Genomic DNA, 17990 nt, shown 5'->3' with positions numbered 1-17990 from the left:
TCAAATAATAACTGAGGATGATTACATGAAAGTTATCAACACGGTTGTGGCGGCGATGGTGATGGGCGCGATTTCCTTTTCGGCACTGGCAGCCAAAGAGGTGACTAAAGAAGAAGTGCAGAAAATGAATCTGGAGAAAATCGGTACGGTGACCACCACGGCAGAAACCACCTCGCCGATGGATGCCAAAAAAGAGTTGTCAAAACTGGCGGATGAGAAGGGCGGAAAATATTTTCTGGTGATTGCGGGCCGCGAACATGGCAAGTTCAGTGCTGTCGCGGATGTGTATAAATAATCACCCCTTCAGCCACATAAATTGCCAGGCAGCCAGTCGCACCGGCTGGTTGCCATCAATATTCCCACCATTGATTAAATCGTGAAATTGCCGAGCCTGCGGCAACATCGTCTCAATCTCGCGACCGCTAAGATTAAATACGCAAAGAACCGCTTCCTGGTTATCGGGCTGGTGACGACGCAGGACCAGCAACGCGTTATCGCTGTCGAATAATGTCATCGGATTGTCGGGATGGAACGCAGGTTGACGTGTGCGCAGTTGAATCAGCGCGCTCAGGCGTTCAAACACCTGCTGACGAAGCGCATTGCCGCCGCTCAGCAACTGTTCCATATCACGCACACTGAACTTCTCGCGATTGATGGCACGGTTGTGCCCGGCGACATGCACGCCTTCGTTGTCGTTACGTGAACCGAGGATGCTTTGAATATAGATGGCAGGCACGCCGGGAAAGGCCAACAGGATGGCATGTGCCAGCAGGAAACGGCGTAGTCGCGTGTTGTCATCGTCGTCCTGACGATTTAGCGCATCCAGATAGGTAACGTTAATTTCATACGGGCTGGTGGTGCCATCCGGATTGTTTTTGTAGGAAACCAGCGCCCCTTCCAGCGCCAGGTCACGCACCAACGCCACAATTTCTACTTCCGATAAAATGCCGCGCGCGGGATTGAGGCCAATGCCATCATGTGAGGCGAGAAAGTTAAAAAAGGTGGTATCACCGCTACCGGTGTCCAGCGTGCTGGCCCACTGACGCAGCGCGCGACCGGAGCTGGAATGAATGGCGTGCAGCACCAACGGCGGCAGGGAAAATTGATATACCATCTGCGCTTCGTCGTGGCCGTTGCCAAAGTAACTGATGTTGTCTTTGTGCGGCACATTGGTTTCTGTGACGATCACCGTACCCGGCGCGACCACGTTGGCAATCGCGCGAAACAACTTCACCAGCTGATGAGTCTTGGGCAGGTGGATACAGTTGGTGCCAGGCGTTTTCCACATATAACCCACCGCATCGAGGCGCACGTAGTCGGCCCCTTTCTTCAGATAATCGAGCAACACGTTGACCATACGGATGAGGACTTCCGGGTTGGCGAAGTTGAGGTCAATCTGATCAGCGCTGAAGGTGGTCCAGATATAGCGCGTTGCGCCATCCGCCATTTCGAATGGCGTCAGCAGCGGTGAGGTGCGAGGCCGGGTCACGGCACTGAGATCGGTGGCGGGTGGCATGCTGATAAAAAAGTCATCCCAGCCGGGGTCCTGCGCCAGAAAATGGCGAAACCAACTGCTGTGCGCTGACATATGGTTGCAAACAAAATCGAACATCAGCCGGGTATGGGTGTGTAGCGCCGCGACATACTGCCAGTCGCCGCAAATCGGGTTGACCTGGTGATAGTCGATAACCGAAAAACCATCATCCGATGAATAAGGAAAGAACGGCAGCAGATGGACCAGAGAAAATGTGTCTTGCAAATGTTGCTGATAAAAACGCGAGAAGGTGGCAAGCGTAGGGACATCTGGTTCACGCAATTGGTCGGCGTAGGTAATCAGCACCACATCTTTCTCATCCCAGCGCGGTTTCCGTGGGATTTTGACCGTATCCCGTGCCGCACGTATGTGGGAAAGCAGACGCTCACGAGCCGCCACAGGGAAAGTGCCTGCATAAATCTCATCAAGTAAGGCGTTGATAATATCCATCAGATCGCTGTGCCACGCGGAGGGTCATTTTTTCACACGGATTTTTTCAGCGTAGCTGGATGGGACGATTTATCAACCTGATGTACGCGATGGCCTGGCGGCCACCGCGCTTTTTAAGGCAGGGGTTAGCGTTTTTTGCCGAAAGCGGCAGCCAGTGCATCACCCATTGCGCTGTTACCGGCAGGCTGACTGGCCGGTTTGGCCCGTCCCTTATTCGCCTGTGTCGGGCGTGCCGACTCTTTACCGGCACTGCGGTTGCCACCACCGCGCGCATTGTTCTCGCCCGGCTGCTCGTCCAGACGCATGGTAAGGGCAATACGCTTACGTTGCAGGTCAACTTCCATCACTTTAACTTTGACGATATCACCGGCTTTGACGACCTGGTGCGGATCTTCGACAAACTTATCCGACAGCGATGAAATATGAACCAGGCCATCCTGATGCACGCCAATATCGACAAAAGCGCCAAAGTTGGTGACGTTGGTGACAGCACCTTCCAGCACCATGCCGGGTAACAGGTCATTGAGTGTCTCCACGCCTTCTGCAAACTGCGCGGTTTTGAACTCAGGACGTGGGTCGCGGCCTGGTTTTTCCAGTTCTTTGATAATGTCGGTGACGGTAGGCAGACCGAAGCGCTCATCGGTGAAATCACGCGCGCTGAGATTCCGCAAGCTACCCGGATTACCCATCAGTTCACCGAGCGCCTGCTCGGTGGCTGCCAGAATGCGCTCAACCACCGGATAAGCTTCCGGGTGGACGGTGGAGGCATCCAGCGGGTTGTCACCGTGATTGATACGCAGGAAGCCTGCGCATTGTTCAAAGGCTTTCGGGCCGAGACGGCTGACTTTCAGCAACTGCTGACGGTTCTGGAAGCGGCCATTCTCGTCACGCCAGCTGACAATGTTCTGCGCCATCATGCGGGTTAAACCGGCCACACGGGTCAGCAGCGCCACCGAGGCGGTGTTGAGATCAACCCCCACGGCGTTCACGCAGTCTTCCACCACCGCATCCAGTTTCTTCGCCAGTTGGCTCTGGCTGACGTCATGTTGGTACTGGCCGACACCGATAGATTTGGGATCGATCTTCACCAGCTCAGCCAGCGGGTCCTGCAAACGGCGAGCGATGGAAACCGCACCACGCAGCGAGACGTCGAGGTCCGGGAATTCCAACGCGGCCAGTTCTGAGGCGGAATAGACCGAAGCACCGGCTTCGCTGACAATCACTTTCTGCGCTTTGATCTGCGGATATTGTTTCTGCACATCAAGGAAGAAACGTTCAGTCTCACGCGATGCGGTGCCGTTGCCAATCGCCACCAGCTCAACCTGATGTTTGGCGCACAGCGCTGCGACAGCGGTCGCCGCTTTGGCGGTCTGTCCGGTATGCGGATAGATGGTATCGGTCGCGACCAGTTTGCCGGTGGCATCGACCACCGCCACTTTCACACCGGTACGCAGGCCGGGATCGAGGCCCATCGTGGAACGCATGCCTGCCGGCGCCGCCATCAGCAGGTCGTGCAGGTTACGGGCAAAGACGTTGATGGCTTCATCTTCGGCGCGTTCGCGCACGGTGCCCATCAGTTCAGTTTCCAGATGCAGTAATACCTTGATACGCCACGTCCAGCTCACTACCGCTTTACGCCAGCTGTCTGCCGGGGCGTTATTCAGACGCAGATTCAGGTGGCTGGCAATCAGCGTTTCACCGTGGCTTTCGCGCGGTGCTTCGTCAAATTGCGGGTCGGCATTCAGCGACAGTTGCAGCACACCTTCATTGCGGCCACGGAACATCGCCAGCGCACGGTGTGAAGGCACGGTGCTGAGTGCTTCGTGATGATCGAAGTAGTCGCGGAACTTCGCACCTTCTTCCTCTTTGCCTTCAACCACGCGGGAAACCAGGTGGGCGTTTTTCCACAGATAATCACGCACTTTTGCCAGCAACGTGGCGTCTTCGGCGAAACGTTCCATCAGGATATAGCGTGCGCCATCCAGCGCGGCGCGCACATCGGCGACACCTTTGTCGGCATCGACATAGCCGGCAGCCAGTTGCTCAGGATCGTGCGACGGGTCTTGCCACAGCGTGTCGGCCAGCGGTTCCAGACCGGCCTCAATGGCTGCCTGTCCACGGGTGCGACGCTTCGGTTTATACGGCAGGTAAAGGTCTTCCAGCTCAGTTTTGCTGAGGGTGCCATTAATGGCGCTGGCGAGGTCGGCGGTGAGTTTGCCCTGTTCGTCGATAGATTTCAGAATCGACTGGCGGCGCTCTTCCAGCTCACGCAGATAGCCAAGACGGCTCTCCAGCTGACGCAACTGGGTATCATCCAGTCCGCCGGTGACTTCCTTACGATAGCGCGCGATAAACGGCACGGTATTCCCTTCGTCAAGCAAGCGGATGGCTGCGTCAACCTGTTCGTCACGCGCCTTCAGCTCACTTGCGATAATCTGGCTCAGCGAATCTTTCATCATCAGTTACTGTCTTGCTTACACGGGGTTAAGAAACAGGGGACAGTTATACGGGCTGAGGCTGAAAATTGCCAGACGGCGGCAGGTGAATCCGTCATTTTCTGAATGCGGCGCGCAGAACATCGCGCTTACCTTGCTGATGTTCGGCTGGTCGCATATTGTTAGCCTCCACTATGCTAAATCAGACCTGTATCACGAGTTGACGCTATGAAAACCCAACTGATTACCCGCGAGGGCTATAACAAACTGCGCGCTGAGCACGATCATTTGTGGAATGAAAAGCGTCCGGAAATCACCAAAATTGTCTCCTGGGCCGCCAGCCTGGGCGATCGCTCGGAAAATGCCGATTACACCTATAACAAGCGTCTGCTGCGGCAAATCGACCGCCGCGTGCGCTATCTGCGCAAATGTTTGGCAGAGCTGAAGATCGTCGATTACGCCCCGCAACAGGAGGGGAAGGTGTTCTTTGGCGCCTGGGTCGAGGTGGAGAATGAGCAGGGCGAAATAAAACGCTTTCGTATTGTCGGCCCGGATGAAATTTATGGTGAGGTAAAGGATTACATCTCGATTGATTCGCCAATGGCGCGCGCCTTGATCAAGAAAGAAGTCGATGACGAAGTGACGGTGAATACGCCGGAAGGTCAAAAGTTGTGGTTTGTGAACCGTATCGAGTATCTGCGAGACGCGGAAGAAAAAAGAGGCGGAGAATAATAGCTTTTGTAAGAAAGCCGGGGGTGACACTTATTCTCCGGTGGCGAAAGGGCTGGTAAACAACAGGGAAGGCGCCGCGTTCCTGCCGCGCCTGATTTCATTACTTAGCGGGCATCGTGGTTGTGGTAGTCGAAGTCGAGGTGTTGGTGCCATGACCTCCGCCGCCTGCGGAGGCTAAGGCAACACCCAGTAATGCGGCAAGGGCACCAACCCCGATCGCTTCTGAGGTGCCTTTTGCGTTTGTGGATGCCTGCGTACCGGCGGCTTCACCGATGGCAGTTGCGGCCTTAGCCTGGGTGAAGCCCGTCAGGATCAATATGCCCAGCAGAACGGCGATTTTTTTCATCTTCTTTCTCTCCACATGAACGCAATTTCACCCGCCATGAGGGCAGTGTCGGAGATTGCGTCGGGAGAAGAAAGCGGTTGTTAATGATTGATTTTTATTGCTTTATTTAATGATGGTCTTTATTTCATATTCGAGGTGGGATTCATCCGAGAGCGTAAGGGCGGCGTAATAAACAAACGCCACATTTTATCCCCCCGGCAGGGTTCGATGGCCTATTCTCAACAGGAATGTGTACAAAAAAGGCCGTCAGGAAGGCAGAGCCAGCAACAATCATAAAATGCGCTGATTTTTCAGAGATCCCTTAAACATATTGATCAGCCGAGCAAAAAGCGCGAAATGCGCCACAATTATGCGGTGAAATTAAAGATAAGCTGCTGTTTAATATGCTTTGTAACAATTTCGGCTAGAATATAAACCATTAATGACTGTCACTGTAAGGCATCTTTTTTTAACAATATTGGCTCAGGCAATGGCGCCTTTGGGAGTTGAACATGCAAGAGAACTACAAAATTCTGGTCGTCGATGATGATATGCGTTTGCGCGCGTTGCTCGAACGCTATCTCACCGAACAGGGCTTTCAGGTGCGCAGCGTTGCCAACGCCGAGCAAATGGATCGTCTGTTAACCCGCGAATCTTTCCATCTGATGGTCCTTGACCTGATGCTGCCGGGCGAAGATGGCCTGTCAATTTGCCGCCGCCTGCGTAGCCAAAGCAACCCGATGCCGATCATTATGGTTACGGCGAAAGGGGAAGAAGTGGACCGTATCGTTGGGCTGGAAATCGGCGCTGACGACTATATTCCGAAACCTTTCAACCCGCGTGAGCTGCTGGCGCGTATCCGTGCCGTGCTGCGTCGTCAGGCCAATGAACTGCCGGGCGCGCCGTCTCAGGAAGAAGCGGTGATTGCGTTTGGTAAATTCAAACTGAACCTTGGTACGCGTGAAATGTTCCGTGAAGATGAGCCGATGCCGCTCACCAGTGGGGAATTCGCTGTGCTGAAAGCGTTGGTTAGCCATCCGCGTGAACCGCTGTCCCGCGATAAGCTGATGAACCTGGCGCGTGGTCGTGAATACAGCGCGATGGAACGTTCTATCGACGTGCAGATTTCCCGTCTGCGCCGCATGGTAGAAGAAGATCCGGCGCATCCGCGTTACATTCAGACCGTTTGGGGTCTTGGCTACGTCTTCGTTCCGGACGGCAGTAAAGCATGAGGCGATTGCGCTTCTCACCTCGCAGTTCGTTTGCCCGCACCCTGTTATTGATCGTTACCTTGCTGTTCGTCAGCCTGGTAACGACCTATCTGGTGGTGCTCAATTTCGCCATTCTTCCCAGTTTGCAGCAGTTCAACAAAGTCCTCGCTTATGAAGTTCGTATGCTGATGACGGACCGCCTGCAACTGGAGGATGGTACCCAGTTGGAGGTGCCACCGGCCTTCCGGCGTGAAATCTATCGTGAACTGGGCATTTCGCTGTATACCAATGCGGCCGCGGAAGAGAGTGGGTTGCGCTGGGCACAGCATTACGAGTTTCTCAGTGAGCAGATGGCGCAGCAGCTTGGCGGGCCAACTGATGTGCGGGTTGAGGTAAATAAAAACTCCCCGGTGGTGTGGCTTAAAACCTGGTTGTCTCCCGATATCTGGGTTCGCGTGCCGTTGACCGAAATTCACCAGGGCGATTTTTCACCGCTGTTCCGCTACACGCTGGCGATTATGCTCTTGGCGATAGGTGGAGCCTGGCTGTTTATCCGGATTCAGAACCGACCGCTGGTTGACCTCGAACATGCCGCCTTGCAGGTGGGTAAAGGAATTATTCCCCCTCCATTGCGCGAGTATGGCGCATCCGAAGTGCGTTCGGTGACACGGGCCTTTAACCAGATGGCCGCGGGTGTGAAGCAATTAGCCGATGACCGCACCTTGCTGATGGCGGGTGTCAGCCACGATCTGCGCACCCCGTTGACGCGTATTCGTCTCGCCACCGAGATGATGAGCGAGGAAGATGGCTATCTGGCGGAGTCGATCAACAAAGATATCGAGGAGTGCAATGCGATTATCGAGCAGTTTATCGACTATCTGCGTACCGGCCAGGAAATGCAGACTGAGCGCGCCGATCTGAATAGCGTGCTGGGTGAAGTGGTTGCAGCGGAAAGTGGCTACGAGCGTGAGATTGAGAACGCGGTGATGCCAGAGGAGTTGATACTGGATATCAATCCGCTGTCGATTAAACGGGCGGTGGCGAATCTGGTAGTGAATGCGGCACGCTACGGCAATGGTTGGATTAAAGTCAGCAGCGGTCAGGAGCTGAATCGCGCCTGGTTCCAGGTCGAAGATGACGGTCCGGGGATTAAGCCGGAACAGTTGCAGCATCTGTTCCAGCCTTTTGTTCGCGGCGACAGTGCCCGAAGCACCAGCGGCACCGGTCTTGGGTTGGCGATTGTGCAACGTATTATTGATGCGCATGACGGCTCGCTGGAGATTGGTGTCAGCGAGCGCGGGGGCCTGCGTATTCGCGCCTGGCTGCCCGTACCGGGAACCGGAACCGCGCTGGTCAACAGCAACCATAACGTCTGACGTAGCGGCGCGATTCATCGCGCGCCTTTGACCTTTACTGTCAACGTGCGCGATGAATCGCGTCGCTACGAGTACGTTTTACGGCAGTTGTGGACCCGCCTGCACCAACGCGGCCCCGGCAGCGTTGTCAGTGTATTTTTCGAAGTTGTTGATAAAACGCTGTGCCAGATCCTGTGCCGCTTCCTGCCATGCGTTCGGACTGGACCAGCTGGCGCGAGGATCCAGAATCTCGTCGCTCACCTGGGCCAGGGTGGTGGGGATTTGCAGATTAAAGATCGGCAGCGTCTGCGTCTCCACATCATCCAGTTCACCCGCCAGAATCGCATTGATGATGGCGCGCGTCTCCTTCAGCGAAATACGTTTACCACTGCCGTTCCAGCCCGTATTCACCAGATACGCTTGTGCGCCAGCTGCCTCCATACGTTTTACCAGCACCTCGGCGTACTGCGTTGGATGCAGGGTGAGAAATGCGGCACCAAAACAGGCAGAAAAGGTGGGGGTCGGCTGAGTGACGCCGCGTTCCGTACCGGCCAGTTTGGCGGTAAAGCCTGACAGGAAATGGTACTGCGTCTGTTCTGGTGTTAAACGCGAGACTGGCGGCAGCACCCCGAAGGCATCGGCGGTGAGGAAAATCACCCGCTTCGCATGGCCCGCTTTGGAAACCGGACGCACGATGTTTTCAATATGCTCAATCGGATAGGAGACACGGGTGTTTTCGGTTTTGCTGGCGTCGGCATAATCGACACTGCCATCACCGTATACCACCACGTTTTCCAGCAACGCATCACGGCGAATCGCGTTATAGATCTCCGGCTCGGCCTGGGCCGACAGATTGATGGTTTTCGCGTAGCAGCCCCCTTCAAAGTTGAAGACGCCGTCATCATCCCAGCCGTGCTCATCATCACCGATCAACTGACGATCCGGATCGGTCGACAGCGTGGTTTTTCCTGTGCCAGAAAGGCCGAAGAATACCGCCACATCGCCGGATTTGCCCACGTTGGCTGAGCAGTGCATCGAGGCAATGCCTTTCAGCGGCAGCAGATAGTTCATGATGGCAAACAGGCCCTTCTTCATCTCACCGCCGTACCAGGTACCGCCAATCAACTGCATGCGTTCGGTCAGGTTAAAGGCGACAAAGTTTTCTGAATGCAACCCCTGAGCCTGCCAGTTCGGGTTAGTGCATTGGGCGGCGTTCATCACCACGAAGTCGGGCGTGAACTTTGCCAGCTCTGCGTCGCTCGGGCGGATAAACATGTTTTTGACAAAGTGCGCCTGCCACGCCACTTCCATCACGAAGCGCACGCTGAGGCGCGTATCCGGATTGGCACCACAGAATGCATCGACCACAAACAGACGCTTGCCCGATAACTGTTCAGTTACGCACTGCTTCAGCGCCTGCCAGGTTTCTGTTGAGAGTGGCTGGTTGTCATTCTTGCCTTCGCCGGTGTCGTTCCACCACAACGTGTCGCGCGTGGTGTCATCACGCACGATGTATTTATCTTTGGGGGATCGACCGGTGAAAATACCGGTATCGACAGCGATAGCCCCGCTTTGCGTCAGGATGCCCCGCGCAAAACCTTCCAGTTCGGGGCGCGTTTCCTCCTGAAACAGAGTATCGAAATCAGGGTTGTACACCACTTCCGTAGTGCCATTGATGCCCAAAGCGGCAAGATCGTGCGATGTCAGGCCGTTAACGCGCATGTGAATGCTCCTCATCGGGGTCTGTTCTATTTGTAATTATGAAAGATGATCCTGCAGGTCGGCCCGGTCAGGGGCCGAGGATGATCGCGCGCAGTGTACCCGAGTTGGCAGGGTGGGAAAGGCTTGTCAGTCAGAAATGCGACTCAGGGCGTGTTAAGCGGATAAATATGCCACTTATGAAACTAAAGTTAGGGAAAAGAAGGTAATTTCTTTGAAAATGAAGGGGATGTAAAAGGGCGGCTGGCCGCCCGGATAACCCTTAATGCAGTTGATCGCTGCTGCCCGTCGGCGTATTGCGGATGGCTGCGATATCGACCGCATCGTAAACGTAATGTGCGCCGCAGTAGTCGCAGTGCATGTCGATCTCACCGTCTTCTTCGAGGATCTCATCGACCTCTTCAATCGGTAGCGTTTTCAATACTTCGCCGCAGCGTTCGCGTGAGCAGGTGCATTTGAAACTGACTGTGGTCGGATCGAACACCGTCGCTTCTTCCTGGTGGTAGAGACGCCACAGAACGTCAGTCGCAGACATCTCGATCAACTCTTCACTTTTCACGGTTTCGGTCAGGGTTGCCAGATGGTTGAAGTCGTCGAGGTGCGGTTCCTGGGCTGGCAGTACCTGCAACAGGATACCGGCGGCACCTTTTTCATTGGTACGAATAAACAGGCGAGTCGGCAACTGCTCAGAACGCATAAAGTAATCTTCCAGGCAACCGGACAGCGTATCGGCTTCCAGACCGACGACGCCCTGATAACGCTCACCTTTCTCCGGGGAGATGGTGATCACCAGATAACCATTGCCAACCATCTGCTTCAGGCTGCTGCCAGGGGCGATCTCTTCCTTCACGCGAGCCACGCCGCGCAGCTCCTGACGGTTGTTGCCGTTGATCACTGCCAGCGACAACGGGCCATCGCCCTGCAACTGCACGGTAATATCACCCTCGAATTTCAGCGTTGCGGTCAGCAGGCTGGTGGCCACCAGCAGTTCGCCCATCAGGTTTTTCACCGGCTCAGCGTAGTCGTGGTTTTCCACGATGTCGCGCCAGGTTTGGGAGACATTCACCAGCTCGCCGCGCACGGCCACATTTTCAAACAGATAACGATGCAGTTGATCTTGAACAGACATAGGTTTTCTCTCGTTGGGGCGCGAGTTATTCATCGCCCGACAATTTAAATTTCATCAGATCGCGGCGCTCCTTCTTATCCGGGCGGCGATCCGGGTGCGGCATACTGAGCGCGTTCATCTTGCGTGCCAGCGCCAGCTTTTCCCGTTTCTCAATGCTGACAGCCGTTTCAGCATACAGCGCCTGGGCTTCAGTGGCCGGGCGGCGCTGATCGCTGATGGCGGTGATAATGACGGTGCGCTCATCATTGCCCTGACGTAGCGTCAGCTCTGCATCCAGCTCCACCAGCTTACTGGGTTTACTGCGCTGGCCGTTGTAATGCACCTTACCGCCTTCAATCATCTCGCGTGCGATGGCACGGGTTTTGTAAAAGCGCGCCGCCCACAGCCATTTGTCGAGGCGCACGCCTTCGCTGATTTTTTCTTTCATTGCGGCTCCTGATTTAACGCAGCGTCTCCAGTAGCTCCCGATAATCTCGCACTGCCGGATGACGGCTGAAAGATTGATCCGGCCGGCCTGAATCCGGATTGCTGACGCCTAAACACCAACCGATGCCCCAACGCGTTGCGGCATCCAGAATCGGTTCGCTGTCGTCAATAAACAACGTGCGGGCATTATTGAAGCCGGTTTGCTGCTGTACCGCTTGCCAGAGACGCTGGTCCTCTTTCGGATACCCAAAGGTATGGGTAGAAAGTAATAAATCAAGGTGGGCAGCCAATCCGGTCTGCGCCAGTTTGACGTCCAGATTGTAAGGATGGGCATTGGTCAGCAGGATGGTACGTTTTCCTGCCGCACGCAGAGCCTGCAAAAACGGCAGCGTATCCTCGCGCAAAGCGGCGCGATCGCGCTGTGCGAAGGTCATGGCGCGGATATCCAATGCCAGTTCCTGCGACCAATAATCCAGACAGTACCAGTTTAGCGTATGCGCAACGGCGTGATATTTTTCCCGAATCAGTTGATGCGCTTCGGTCAGCGTGATGGCGCGCTGGCGGCTCAGGGTTTCCGGGACATGTTCCAGCCAGAAGTGGCGATCAAAAGCGAGATCGAGCAAGGTGCCGTCCATATCCAGCAGCACGGTATCGATACCGGTCCAGTTAAGCGTAACTTGCATGTTTTTTCCCCGCCCTGAAAACAGGGCGACAGGGTAGCACAGAAGGGAAAGGCTCAGAACAGTGAGCGCACGCTCTGCATAGTACTGAGATTGTGGTTAAAACATTTGTCGTAGTATTGCTGAATCTCGGCCATCCGCAGGCGATTACGATGGACGCGACGCATCGCCAGCAGCCCATTAATCAATGCGCAACCAGCCAGGACCACCATCAACAAGGCGGTGCCGAGATAGCGCCACTGTGCCAGGGCATCTGGTTCATTATGCAGCGCGATATGACGGGTGCCATTGGCATCGGTGGTGATGCTGGTAATGATACCGCTGGCGGTGAAGGGGGTGTGCAGCAGCATGCCGGACATATGTTGCAGCTCGCGCCATTGCGAGGGGGCATCCAGATCAAACAAGGGAACGGATGGCTGTGGCTGATTGACCAACTGACGACCTTCATCGCTGATGATCAGAAAACCACCCGGTGGCGGGCTGTTAAGGTTTTCCGCTGCGCGGCGTGTTTCACGCGAGAAGAAGGTGGAGGTAGCGGTGTTAACCAGGTTTTCCAACGCTTCAGCGCTAACCGGGCGCAGCAACACGTTCATGCCATTCAGGCGACCAGAATCCGCACGATGAATCAATGTATCCCAATCTTTCGCATTACCCAGATTGACCAGCGCGTTTTTCAGGCGCACGCAATCCTGCTGCTGGCTGCACAGGTCCTGGGTTTTTAACACCAGGTCGGAGAAATCATCCAGCAAAATCATCCCCGATTTCTGAATGGCTGAGGCGAGCTGCGGATTGAGTTTCGGATCGGTATTGGTTTCGGGATGCAGCTGACGTGTAGTGGTGTCGAGCAGTGCGGCTGCTTTATCGATAATATCGGACTGCGGTTGTGGCAGCGGTGTGGCGTTGTTCCAGTAAATAGCGGAGCAGTCGAACGGCATAAACGCGTAGCTGCGATTGCTTTGATAGTTGCCGGGCACAGAACACATGCCGGTGCCGCTGACCTTCAGGCTGTCACCAATATGCAGTGGCATCGCATTGAGTTTATCGACGCTATTCACTTCCAGGCTTTCGGTGCCTTTGACCCAGGCAAGGCTGAGTTTGATCGGCATGCTGAGAGGTATCCAGCTTACCAACATCACCAACACCAGCAGCGAACCACAGGCCAGTACCAGATTCTTGCGCCAGCGCTGTACCGGGAAGTTACGAACTTCATCCTGTAACGACAGAAAGCGTCCCTGGCGCACCACCTGACGATTCAGGTAAATATCGACATCCGTGACCTGGCCTAAATCATGCGCCACATAGGGCTGCCAGTGTGACGGATAGATCAAATCGATAATGCCCAGCGAGATGTTGCTCTGTTCCTGATTTGACTCACCAAACAAACCCCAGCGTTTCGGTGCGCCGCGCAGACAGTGCACCTCGCGCAGGCCATTTTCTCCAGGGAAACGGTACAGGAACCACAGGCTGACGGCGATTAAGGCGCTACCCAGCAGAACCATCCAGATCATCATGCTGCCGGGCAATATCAGACTGAGGAAGAACAACAAAAAGGCGAAACAGATGGTGGCGGCTTCGCGGGTGCCATCGGGGCGTGACAGTTGGTACTCTTCCGATGTCTCTTTACGTACGCGAAGTAACTCGACATTTTCACTCTCTTCTTTGCGAATCGAAGCGTTGGTCGACATGGTTCGCACCAGCGGAGGCAGGGCGGGTTGCTCGACCACGTAATTCACCAGGGAATGGCCATTGAGTGAAATGACCAGCGGCATGGTCTGGGTGCGGATCAGTTCAACATAGTTTTCATCGGCAATGTACTGTTCCCACAGCGGTGGCAGATGAACTTCGACGGCATCCAGATAGTAGCGCCACTTTTGTGGATCATCGGTGGATAAACCATAACGGGTGATGGCGCGGGTGACGGGGTAGACGTTATTACTTTGCGCGGTCAGCGTCAGGCCTTCCGGTTCCTGCTGCTTTTTACCTGGCCGGGATACGGGCTGCTGACGTTGTTTTGTCAGGGCGGCAATATACTTTTCAACGGCAGCGCGTTCTTCATCGGTGAGTTTTCGGTAGGGCGGATTAATGAACGGCAGAGGTTTCGCCAACGGCGGACGATGCCGCATAGCGTACCAATAACCTATGCCCGCGAGCATGGAGCAAGCCATCACAATGGCTAAAATAATGATAATTGTGCTCATGCTCTGCTCAGTTCAGCCAAAAAACTGCCTTCACGTTAACGATCTGCTCCCGATGAATGATCAATACAGGTCAATTTTGGCGAGCTGATGTCATTCTGACAAGTGAAATGTCAGATAAAATAACGCGCAAAATCATTGAATTATAAATTATTAGATTATTCCTTACAGGAATGTTATCGAGACTCCACTCAATTAAATATCGGTATTTTCTGAATTTCCCCTCCTGTCATTGACTTATTGTGAGAATTTTAATGCAGAAATAACAATATGTTGTTAGTACCCGTTAGCAAATATATGACAGCATAGTTTACCTGCGCTGTTTGTCGCACAATTGTTTGGGCTTCGGTATGCTGTGCCGATGCTGGCATTATCGCATCACAAGGTTGTGTAAAGTTTGAGGTTGATATGAAAACTCCACAGAAAAAACCTGACATCCTCAACGTCGAGACGGTGGCTCGCTCCCGGTTATTTACCATTGAAGCTGTCGATCTCGCTTTCAGTAATGGCGCGCGACGGGTGTATGAACGGATGAAACCGTCCGAACGCGAGGCGGTGATGATTGTGCCGATTCTTGGCGATGACGTAATCCTGATTCAGGAATATGCCGTTGGACTGGAAAGCTATGAGCTGGGATTCCCCAAAGGGTTGATTGATCCCGGTGAAAGCGCGTTTGAAGCGGCGGATCGCGAGTTAAAAGAAGAAGCGGGGTTCGGTGCCGCTAAACTGGAAACGCTTGGCAAACTGACCATGGCACCCTCTTATTTCTCCAGCAAAATGAACATTGTGGTGGCGGAAGGCTTGTATGAAGAGAAGCTGGAAGGGGATGAACCTGAGCCGTTGATTGTGCGTCGCTGGCCGCTGAATAATCTATTGGCGTTGCTTGATGAGCCTGATTTTCGCGAAGCCCGTAATGTCAGCGCGCTGTTTATGGTGCGCGAGTGGCTGGTAAAGCAGGGGCGTCTGACTTATTGATGAAGGTGTCATCTGTAGCGGCGCGATTTATCGCGCCAGTTTTATTCGATGACCATAAAAAAGCCGGCAATTATGCCGGCTTTTTCGATCAGAACAATTCGTGACTTTGTCCGTTGTCCATGATGGTGGTGCCCACGTCATGCACCGAGTATTCCGTCGGCTGGGTGCCGTTGATGAAATACTCCTGACGCGAATTACCGCCGCCATTGGCTAACTTGCCGGTGCTGCGATCAATGGTCACTGTCACCACGCCATCAGGTGGTGTCAGCGGTTGATCCGGCACACCATCCAGCGCGATTTTCATATACGCATCCCATGCCGGTTGCGCACTCTTCGCGCCACCTTCATAGCCAGAAATCTGGTCCGGGATAGCACCGGAAACGGTGGTGCGGCCCAGCGCGCGTGAATCATCAAAGCCGATCCAGACCGAGGTCACCACACCTGGACCATAACCGGAGAACCAGGCGTCTTTCGAGCTGTTGGTTGTACCGGTTTTGCCACCGATGTCGTTACGTTTCAGATCACGACTGGCGCGCCAGCCCGTTCCCATCCAACCCGGTTCACCAAAGATGTTGGTGTTCAGGGCGCTTTTAATCAGGAACGACAACGGTGTGTTGATCACATGCGGCGCATACTGCTGGTCGCCTGCCGGTTGCGGCTGAGCGGGTACTTGCTCCAGCTCAGGCTGCGGCACGGTCTGGTTTTGCGCCTGATTAGACACCGCAACGTTTTCAACGCTCTCTTCGTTCAGGGCGAGGGATTTCTGCGTGTCGCCATAAATCACGGGCAGATTGCACTGCGGGCAGGCGATCTTCGGTTTGGCTTCAAACACCGTGGTCCCCTGTTCATTCACAATTTTGGTGATGAAATAGGGATCAATCAGGAAACCACCGTTTGCCATCACCGAGTAGCCACGCACCACCTGCATTGGGGTGAACGAAGCTGCACCCAGCGCCAGCGATTCGGTATGCATAATATTCTGCGCCGGGAAGCCGAAACGTTGCAGATACTGTGCAGCGTAATCAACGCCCATCGCACGCATGGCACGCACCATTACCACGTTTTTCGACTGGCCTAAGCCCTGGCGCAGACGAATCGGTCCGTCATAGGTTGGTGGCGAGTTTTTCGGTCGCCAGTCGGTACCGGCACCCGCATCCCAGCGAGAAATTGGGACATCGTTGAGAATTGACGCCAGTGTCAGACCACGGTCCATCGCTGCGGTGTACAGGAACGGTTTAATGTTGGAACCGACCTGACGCAGTGCCTGGGTAGCGCGGTTAAACATGCTCTGATTAAAGTCAAAACCACCCACCAGCGCGCGAACCGCACCGTCTTCAGGATTGAGCGACACCAGTGCGGAGTTCACCACAGGTACCTGACCCAGCCACCAGTCGTTGTCGACTTTGCGCACCCAAATCTGCTGACCCGTCTGCAACACCTGCGACACGCTACGCGGCGTAGGGCCTTGCAGCATGTCGGATTTGTAAGCACGCGCCCAGCGCACACCTGCCATCGTCAGTGACACGCTGCTGCCATCTTTCAGCATCGCACTGGCTTCATCATTGCTGACGTTGGTGACAACCGCCGGGTTAAGTGGGCCATACAGCGGCAGGTCCTTCAGGGCATTCTGAATGCGGGTTTTATCCCAACTGGCTTCACCCACTTTCCACAACACGTTGGTGGGGCCGCGATAACCGTGGCGCATGTCATACGCCATCACGTTATTGCGTACCGCCTGCTGTGCCGCTTCCTGTAAACGACGCGTCACGGTGGTGTAGACCTTGTAACCATCTTCGTAGGCACTGTCACCGTAACGTTTCACCATTTCCTGACGCACCATCTCACTCAGATAAGGTGCAGCAAAGGCGATTTCCGGGCCGTGATAGCTGGCCGCCAGCGGGGTGTTACGAGCGTCGTCATACTGCTGCTGGGTGATGTATTTCTGATCCAGCATACGCGACAGCACCACGTTACGACGCGCCAACGCACGTTGGTGCGAGTAAAGCGGGTTGAAAGTGGAGGGCGCTTTCGGCAGACCGGCAATCATCGCCATCTCACTCAGCGACAGTTGATCGACTGACTTGCCAAAATAGACCTGAGCGGCAGCACCGACGCCGTAGGCGCGGTAACCGAGGTAAATTTTATTGAGGTACAGCTCGAGAATTTCATCTTTGCTGAGCAGCTGTTCGATGCGAATCGCCAGAAACGCTTCCTTAATCTTACGCATCAGTGTGCGTTCCGGACTGAGGAAGAAGTTACGTGCGAGCTGCTGGGTAATGGTACTGGCACCCTGAGAGGCATGGCCGGACACCAGCGCAATGCTGGCAGCACGGAAAATACCCACTGGATCAACGCCATGATGCTCGTAGAAACGGCTATCTTCGGTGGCAATGAACGCTTTGATCAGCTCAGGCGGCATTTGTTGCAGGGTGAGCGGCACACGGCGTTTTTCACCGTACTGGGCGATAAGCTCGCCATCCGCACTGTAAACCTGCATCGGGGTTTGCAGGCGCACATCTTTTAATGTGTTCACGTCGGGCAACTGCGGCTCTATGTATTTGTACAAACCATAAATCGAGCCGGCTCCCAGCAAGATGCAACACACTGCAAGGATTAATAAATACTTTACGAACTTCACCTGAGATTTCCCATCTGTTGTCGTTTGGGCAGTTTATAAACAATCGCGCGGTAGTATAAAGGCAAGCCTGACGCTTTGATATACCCGGCATACTTCAAGTCCTCCAGGGGACGACTTTTGAGACAGGCGCACTGGCCCCTGACGGCTAACCTGAGAGTTTAGGCAGCAGCGCCCCTCCGAGGACAC

At 54.5% G+C, this 17990-nt stretch carries 14 protein-coding genes; 5 read left to right on the top strand and 9 right to left on the bottom strand.

The window, feature by feature from the left end; translation table 11 throughout:
* Nucleotides 1-25 precede the first annotated feature (25 nt).
* The gene (locus L579_RS13945; RefSeq protein ID WP_021184860.1) at nt 26-295 is read left to right on the top strand and encodes a DUF1471 domain-containing protein; all 270 of its coding nucleotides are present in this window, start codon (nt 26-28) and stop codon (nt 293-295) included.
* Here L579_RS13945 and L579_RS13940 read toward each other — a convergent pair whose 3' ends face one another.
* Nucleotides 296-1984, bottom strand: coding sequence for a sugar phosphorylase (locus L579_RS13940; RefSeq protein ID WP_021184859.1), 1689 nt, complete (start codon nt 1982-1984; stop codon nt 296-298). It lies immediately after the preceding gene.
* A 125-nt stretch (nt 1985-2109) separates the two neighbouring features.
* A complete protein-coding gene (locus L579_RS13935; RefSeq protein WP_036626759.1) occupies nt 2110-4440 on the bottom strand; it encodes a Tex family protein in 2331 nt (776 codons plus the stop codon).
* Nucleotides 4441-4647: 207 nt separating this feature from the next.
* On the opposite strand from L579_RS13935, the gene greB reads away from it, so the two are divergent.
* Nucleotides 4648-5151 (top strand): transcription elongation factor GreB, encoded by a 504-nt coding sequence (gene greB / locus L579_RS13930; RefSeq protein WP_021184856.1) that lies wholly within the window; start codon nt 4648-4650, stop codon nt 5149-5151.
* Between the two features lie 100 nt (nt 5152-5251).
* Here greB and yjbE read toward each other — a convergent pair whose 3' ends face one another.
* Complete coding sequence (gene yjbE / locus L579_RS13925) at nt 5252-5497, bottom strand: exopolysaccharide production protein YjbE (RefSeq protein ID WP_021184855.1); 246 nt, start codon at nt 5495-5497, stop codon at nt 5252-5254.
* 491 nt (nt 5498-5988) lie between these two features.
* On the opposite strand from yjbE, the gene ompR reads away from it, so the two are divergent.
* Together ompR and envZ are read left to right on the top strand one after the other, a co-directional pair.
* Nucleotides 5989-6708 (top strand): osmolarity response regulator transcription factor OmpR, encoded by a 720-nt coding sequence (ompR, locus tag L579_RS13920; protein ID WP_001157751.1) that lies wholly within the window; start codon nt 5989-5991, stop codon nt 6706-6708.
* Nucleotides 6705-8063: a two-component system sensor histidine kinase EnvZ gene (gene envZ / locus L579_RS13915; RefSeq protein ID WP_036626728.1), complete on the top strand. Its 1359-nt coding sequence runs from the start codon at nt 6705-6707 to the stop codon at nt 8061-8063. Before ompR ends, envZ begins: the two co-directional genes overlap by 4 nt.
* Before the next feature lie 78 nt (nt 8064-8141).
* Here envZ and pckA read toward each other — a convergent pair whose 3' ends face one another.
* The 5 genes from pckA to L579_RS13890 all read right to left on the bottom strand — a co-directional run bounded on the left by pckA (nt 8142) and on the right by L579_RS13890 (nt 14194).
* Nucleotides 8142-9764, bottom strand: coding sequence for a phosphoenolpyruvate carboxykinase (ATP) (gene pckA, locus L579_RS13910; protein WP_021184853.1), 1623 nt, complete (start codon nt 9762-9764; stop codon nt 8142-8144).
* A gap of 259 nt (nt 9765-10023) precedes the next feature.
* Nucleotides 10024-10890 carry an Hsp33 family molecular chaperone HslO gene (gene hslO, locus L579_RS13905; RefSeq protein ID WP_021184852.1) on the bottom strand — a complete coding sequence of 289 codons (867 nt, stop codon included), beginning with the start codon at nt 10888-10890 and terminating at the stop codon, nt 10024-10026.
* Between the two features lie 25 nt (nt 10891-10915).
* Complete coding sequence (hslR, locus tag L579_RS13900) at nt 10916-11317, bottom strand: ribosome-associated heat shock protein Hsp15 (protein ID WP_021184851.1); 402 nt, start codon at nt 11315-11317, stop codon at nt 10916-10918.
* 13 nt (nt 11318-11330) lie between these two features.
* A complete protein-coding gene (yrfG, locus tag L579_RS13895; protein WP_021184850.1) occupies nt 11331-11999 on the bottom strand; it encodes a GMP/IMP nucleotidase in 669 nt (222 codons plus the stop codon).
* Between the two features lie 53 nt (nt 12000-12052).
* Complete coding sequence (locus L579_RS13890) at nt 12053-14194, bottom strand: intracellular growth attenuator family protein (RefSeq protein ID WP_036626725.1); 2142 nt, start codon at nt 14192-14194, stop codon at nt 12053-12055.
* Between the two features lie 405 nt (nt 14195-14599).
* Between L579_RS13890 and nudE the strand changes: the two genes are divergently transcribed.
* Nucleotides 14600-15166: an ADP compounds hydrolase NudE gene (nudE, locus tag L579_RS13885; protein ID WP_021184848.1), complete on the top strand. Its 567-nt coding sequence runs from the start codon at nt 14600-14602 to the stop codon at nt 15164-15166.
* 88 nt (nt 15167-15254) lie between these two features.
* Here the strand turns inward: nudE and mrcA are convergent, their stop codons facing one another.
* A complete protein-coding gene (gene mrcA, locus L579_RS13880) occupies nt 15255-17804 on the bottom strand; it encodes a peptidoglycan glycosyltransferase/peptidoglycan DD-transpeptidase MrcA (RefSeq protein WP_036626722.1) in 2550 nt (849 codons plus the stop codon).
* Between the last annotated feature and the right edge of the window lie 186 nt (nt 17805-17990).

This window comes from Pantoea sp. AS-PWVM4 (assembly GCF_000468095.1).
GTDB classification, from domain to species: domain Bacteria; phylum Pseudomonadota; class Gammaproteobacteria; order Enterobacterales; family Enterobacteriaceae; genus Pantoea; species Pantoea phytobeneficialis.
Note: the sequence above shows the minus strand (reverse complement) of the source record. Positions and strands in the feature narration are given on the sequence as shown.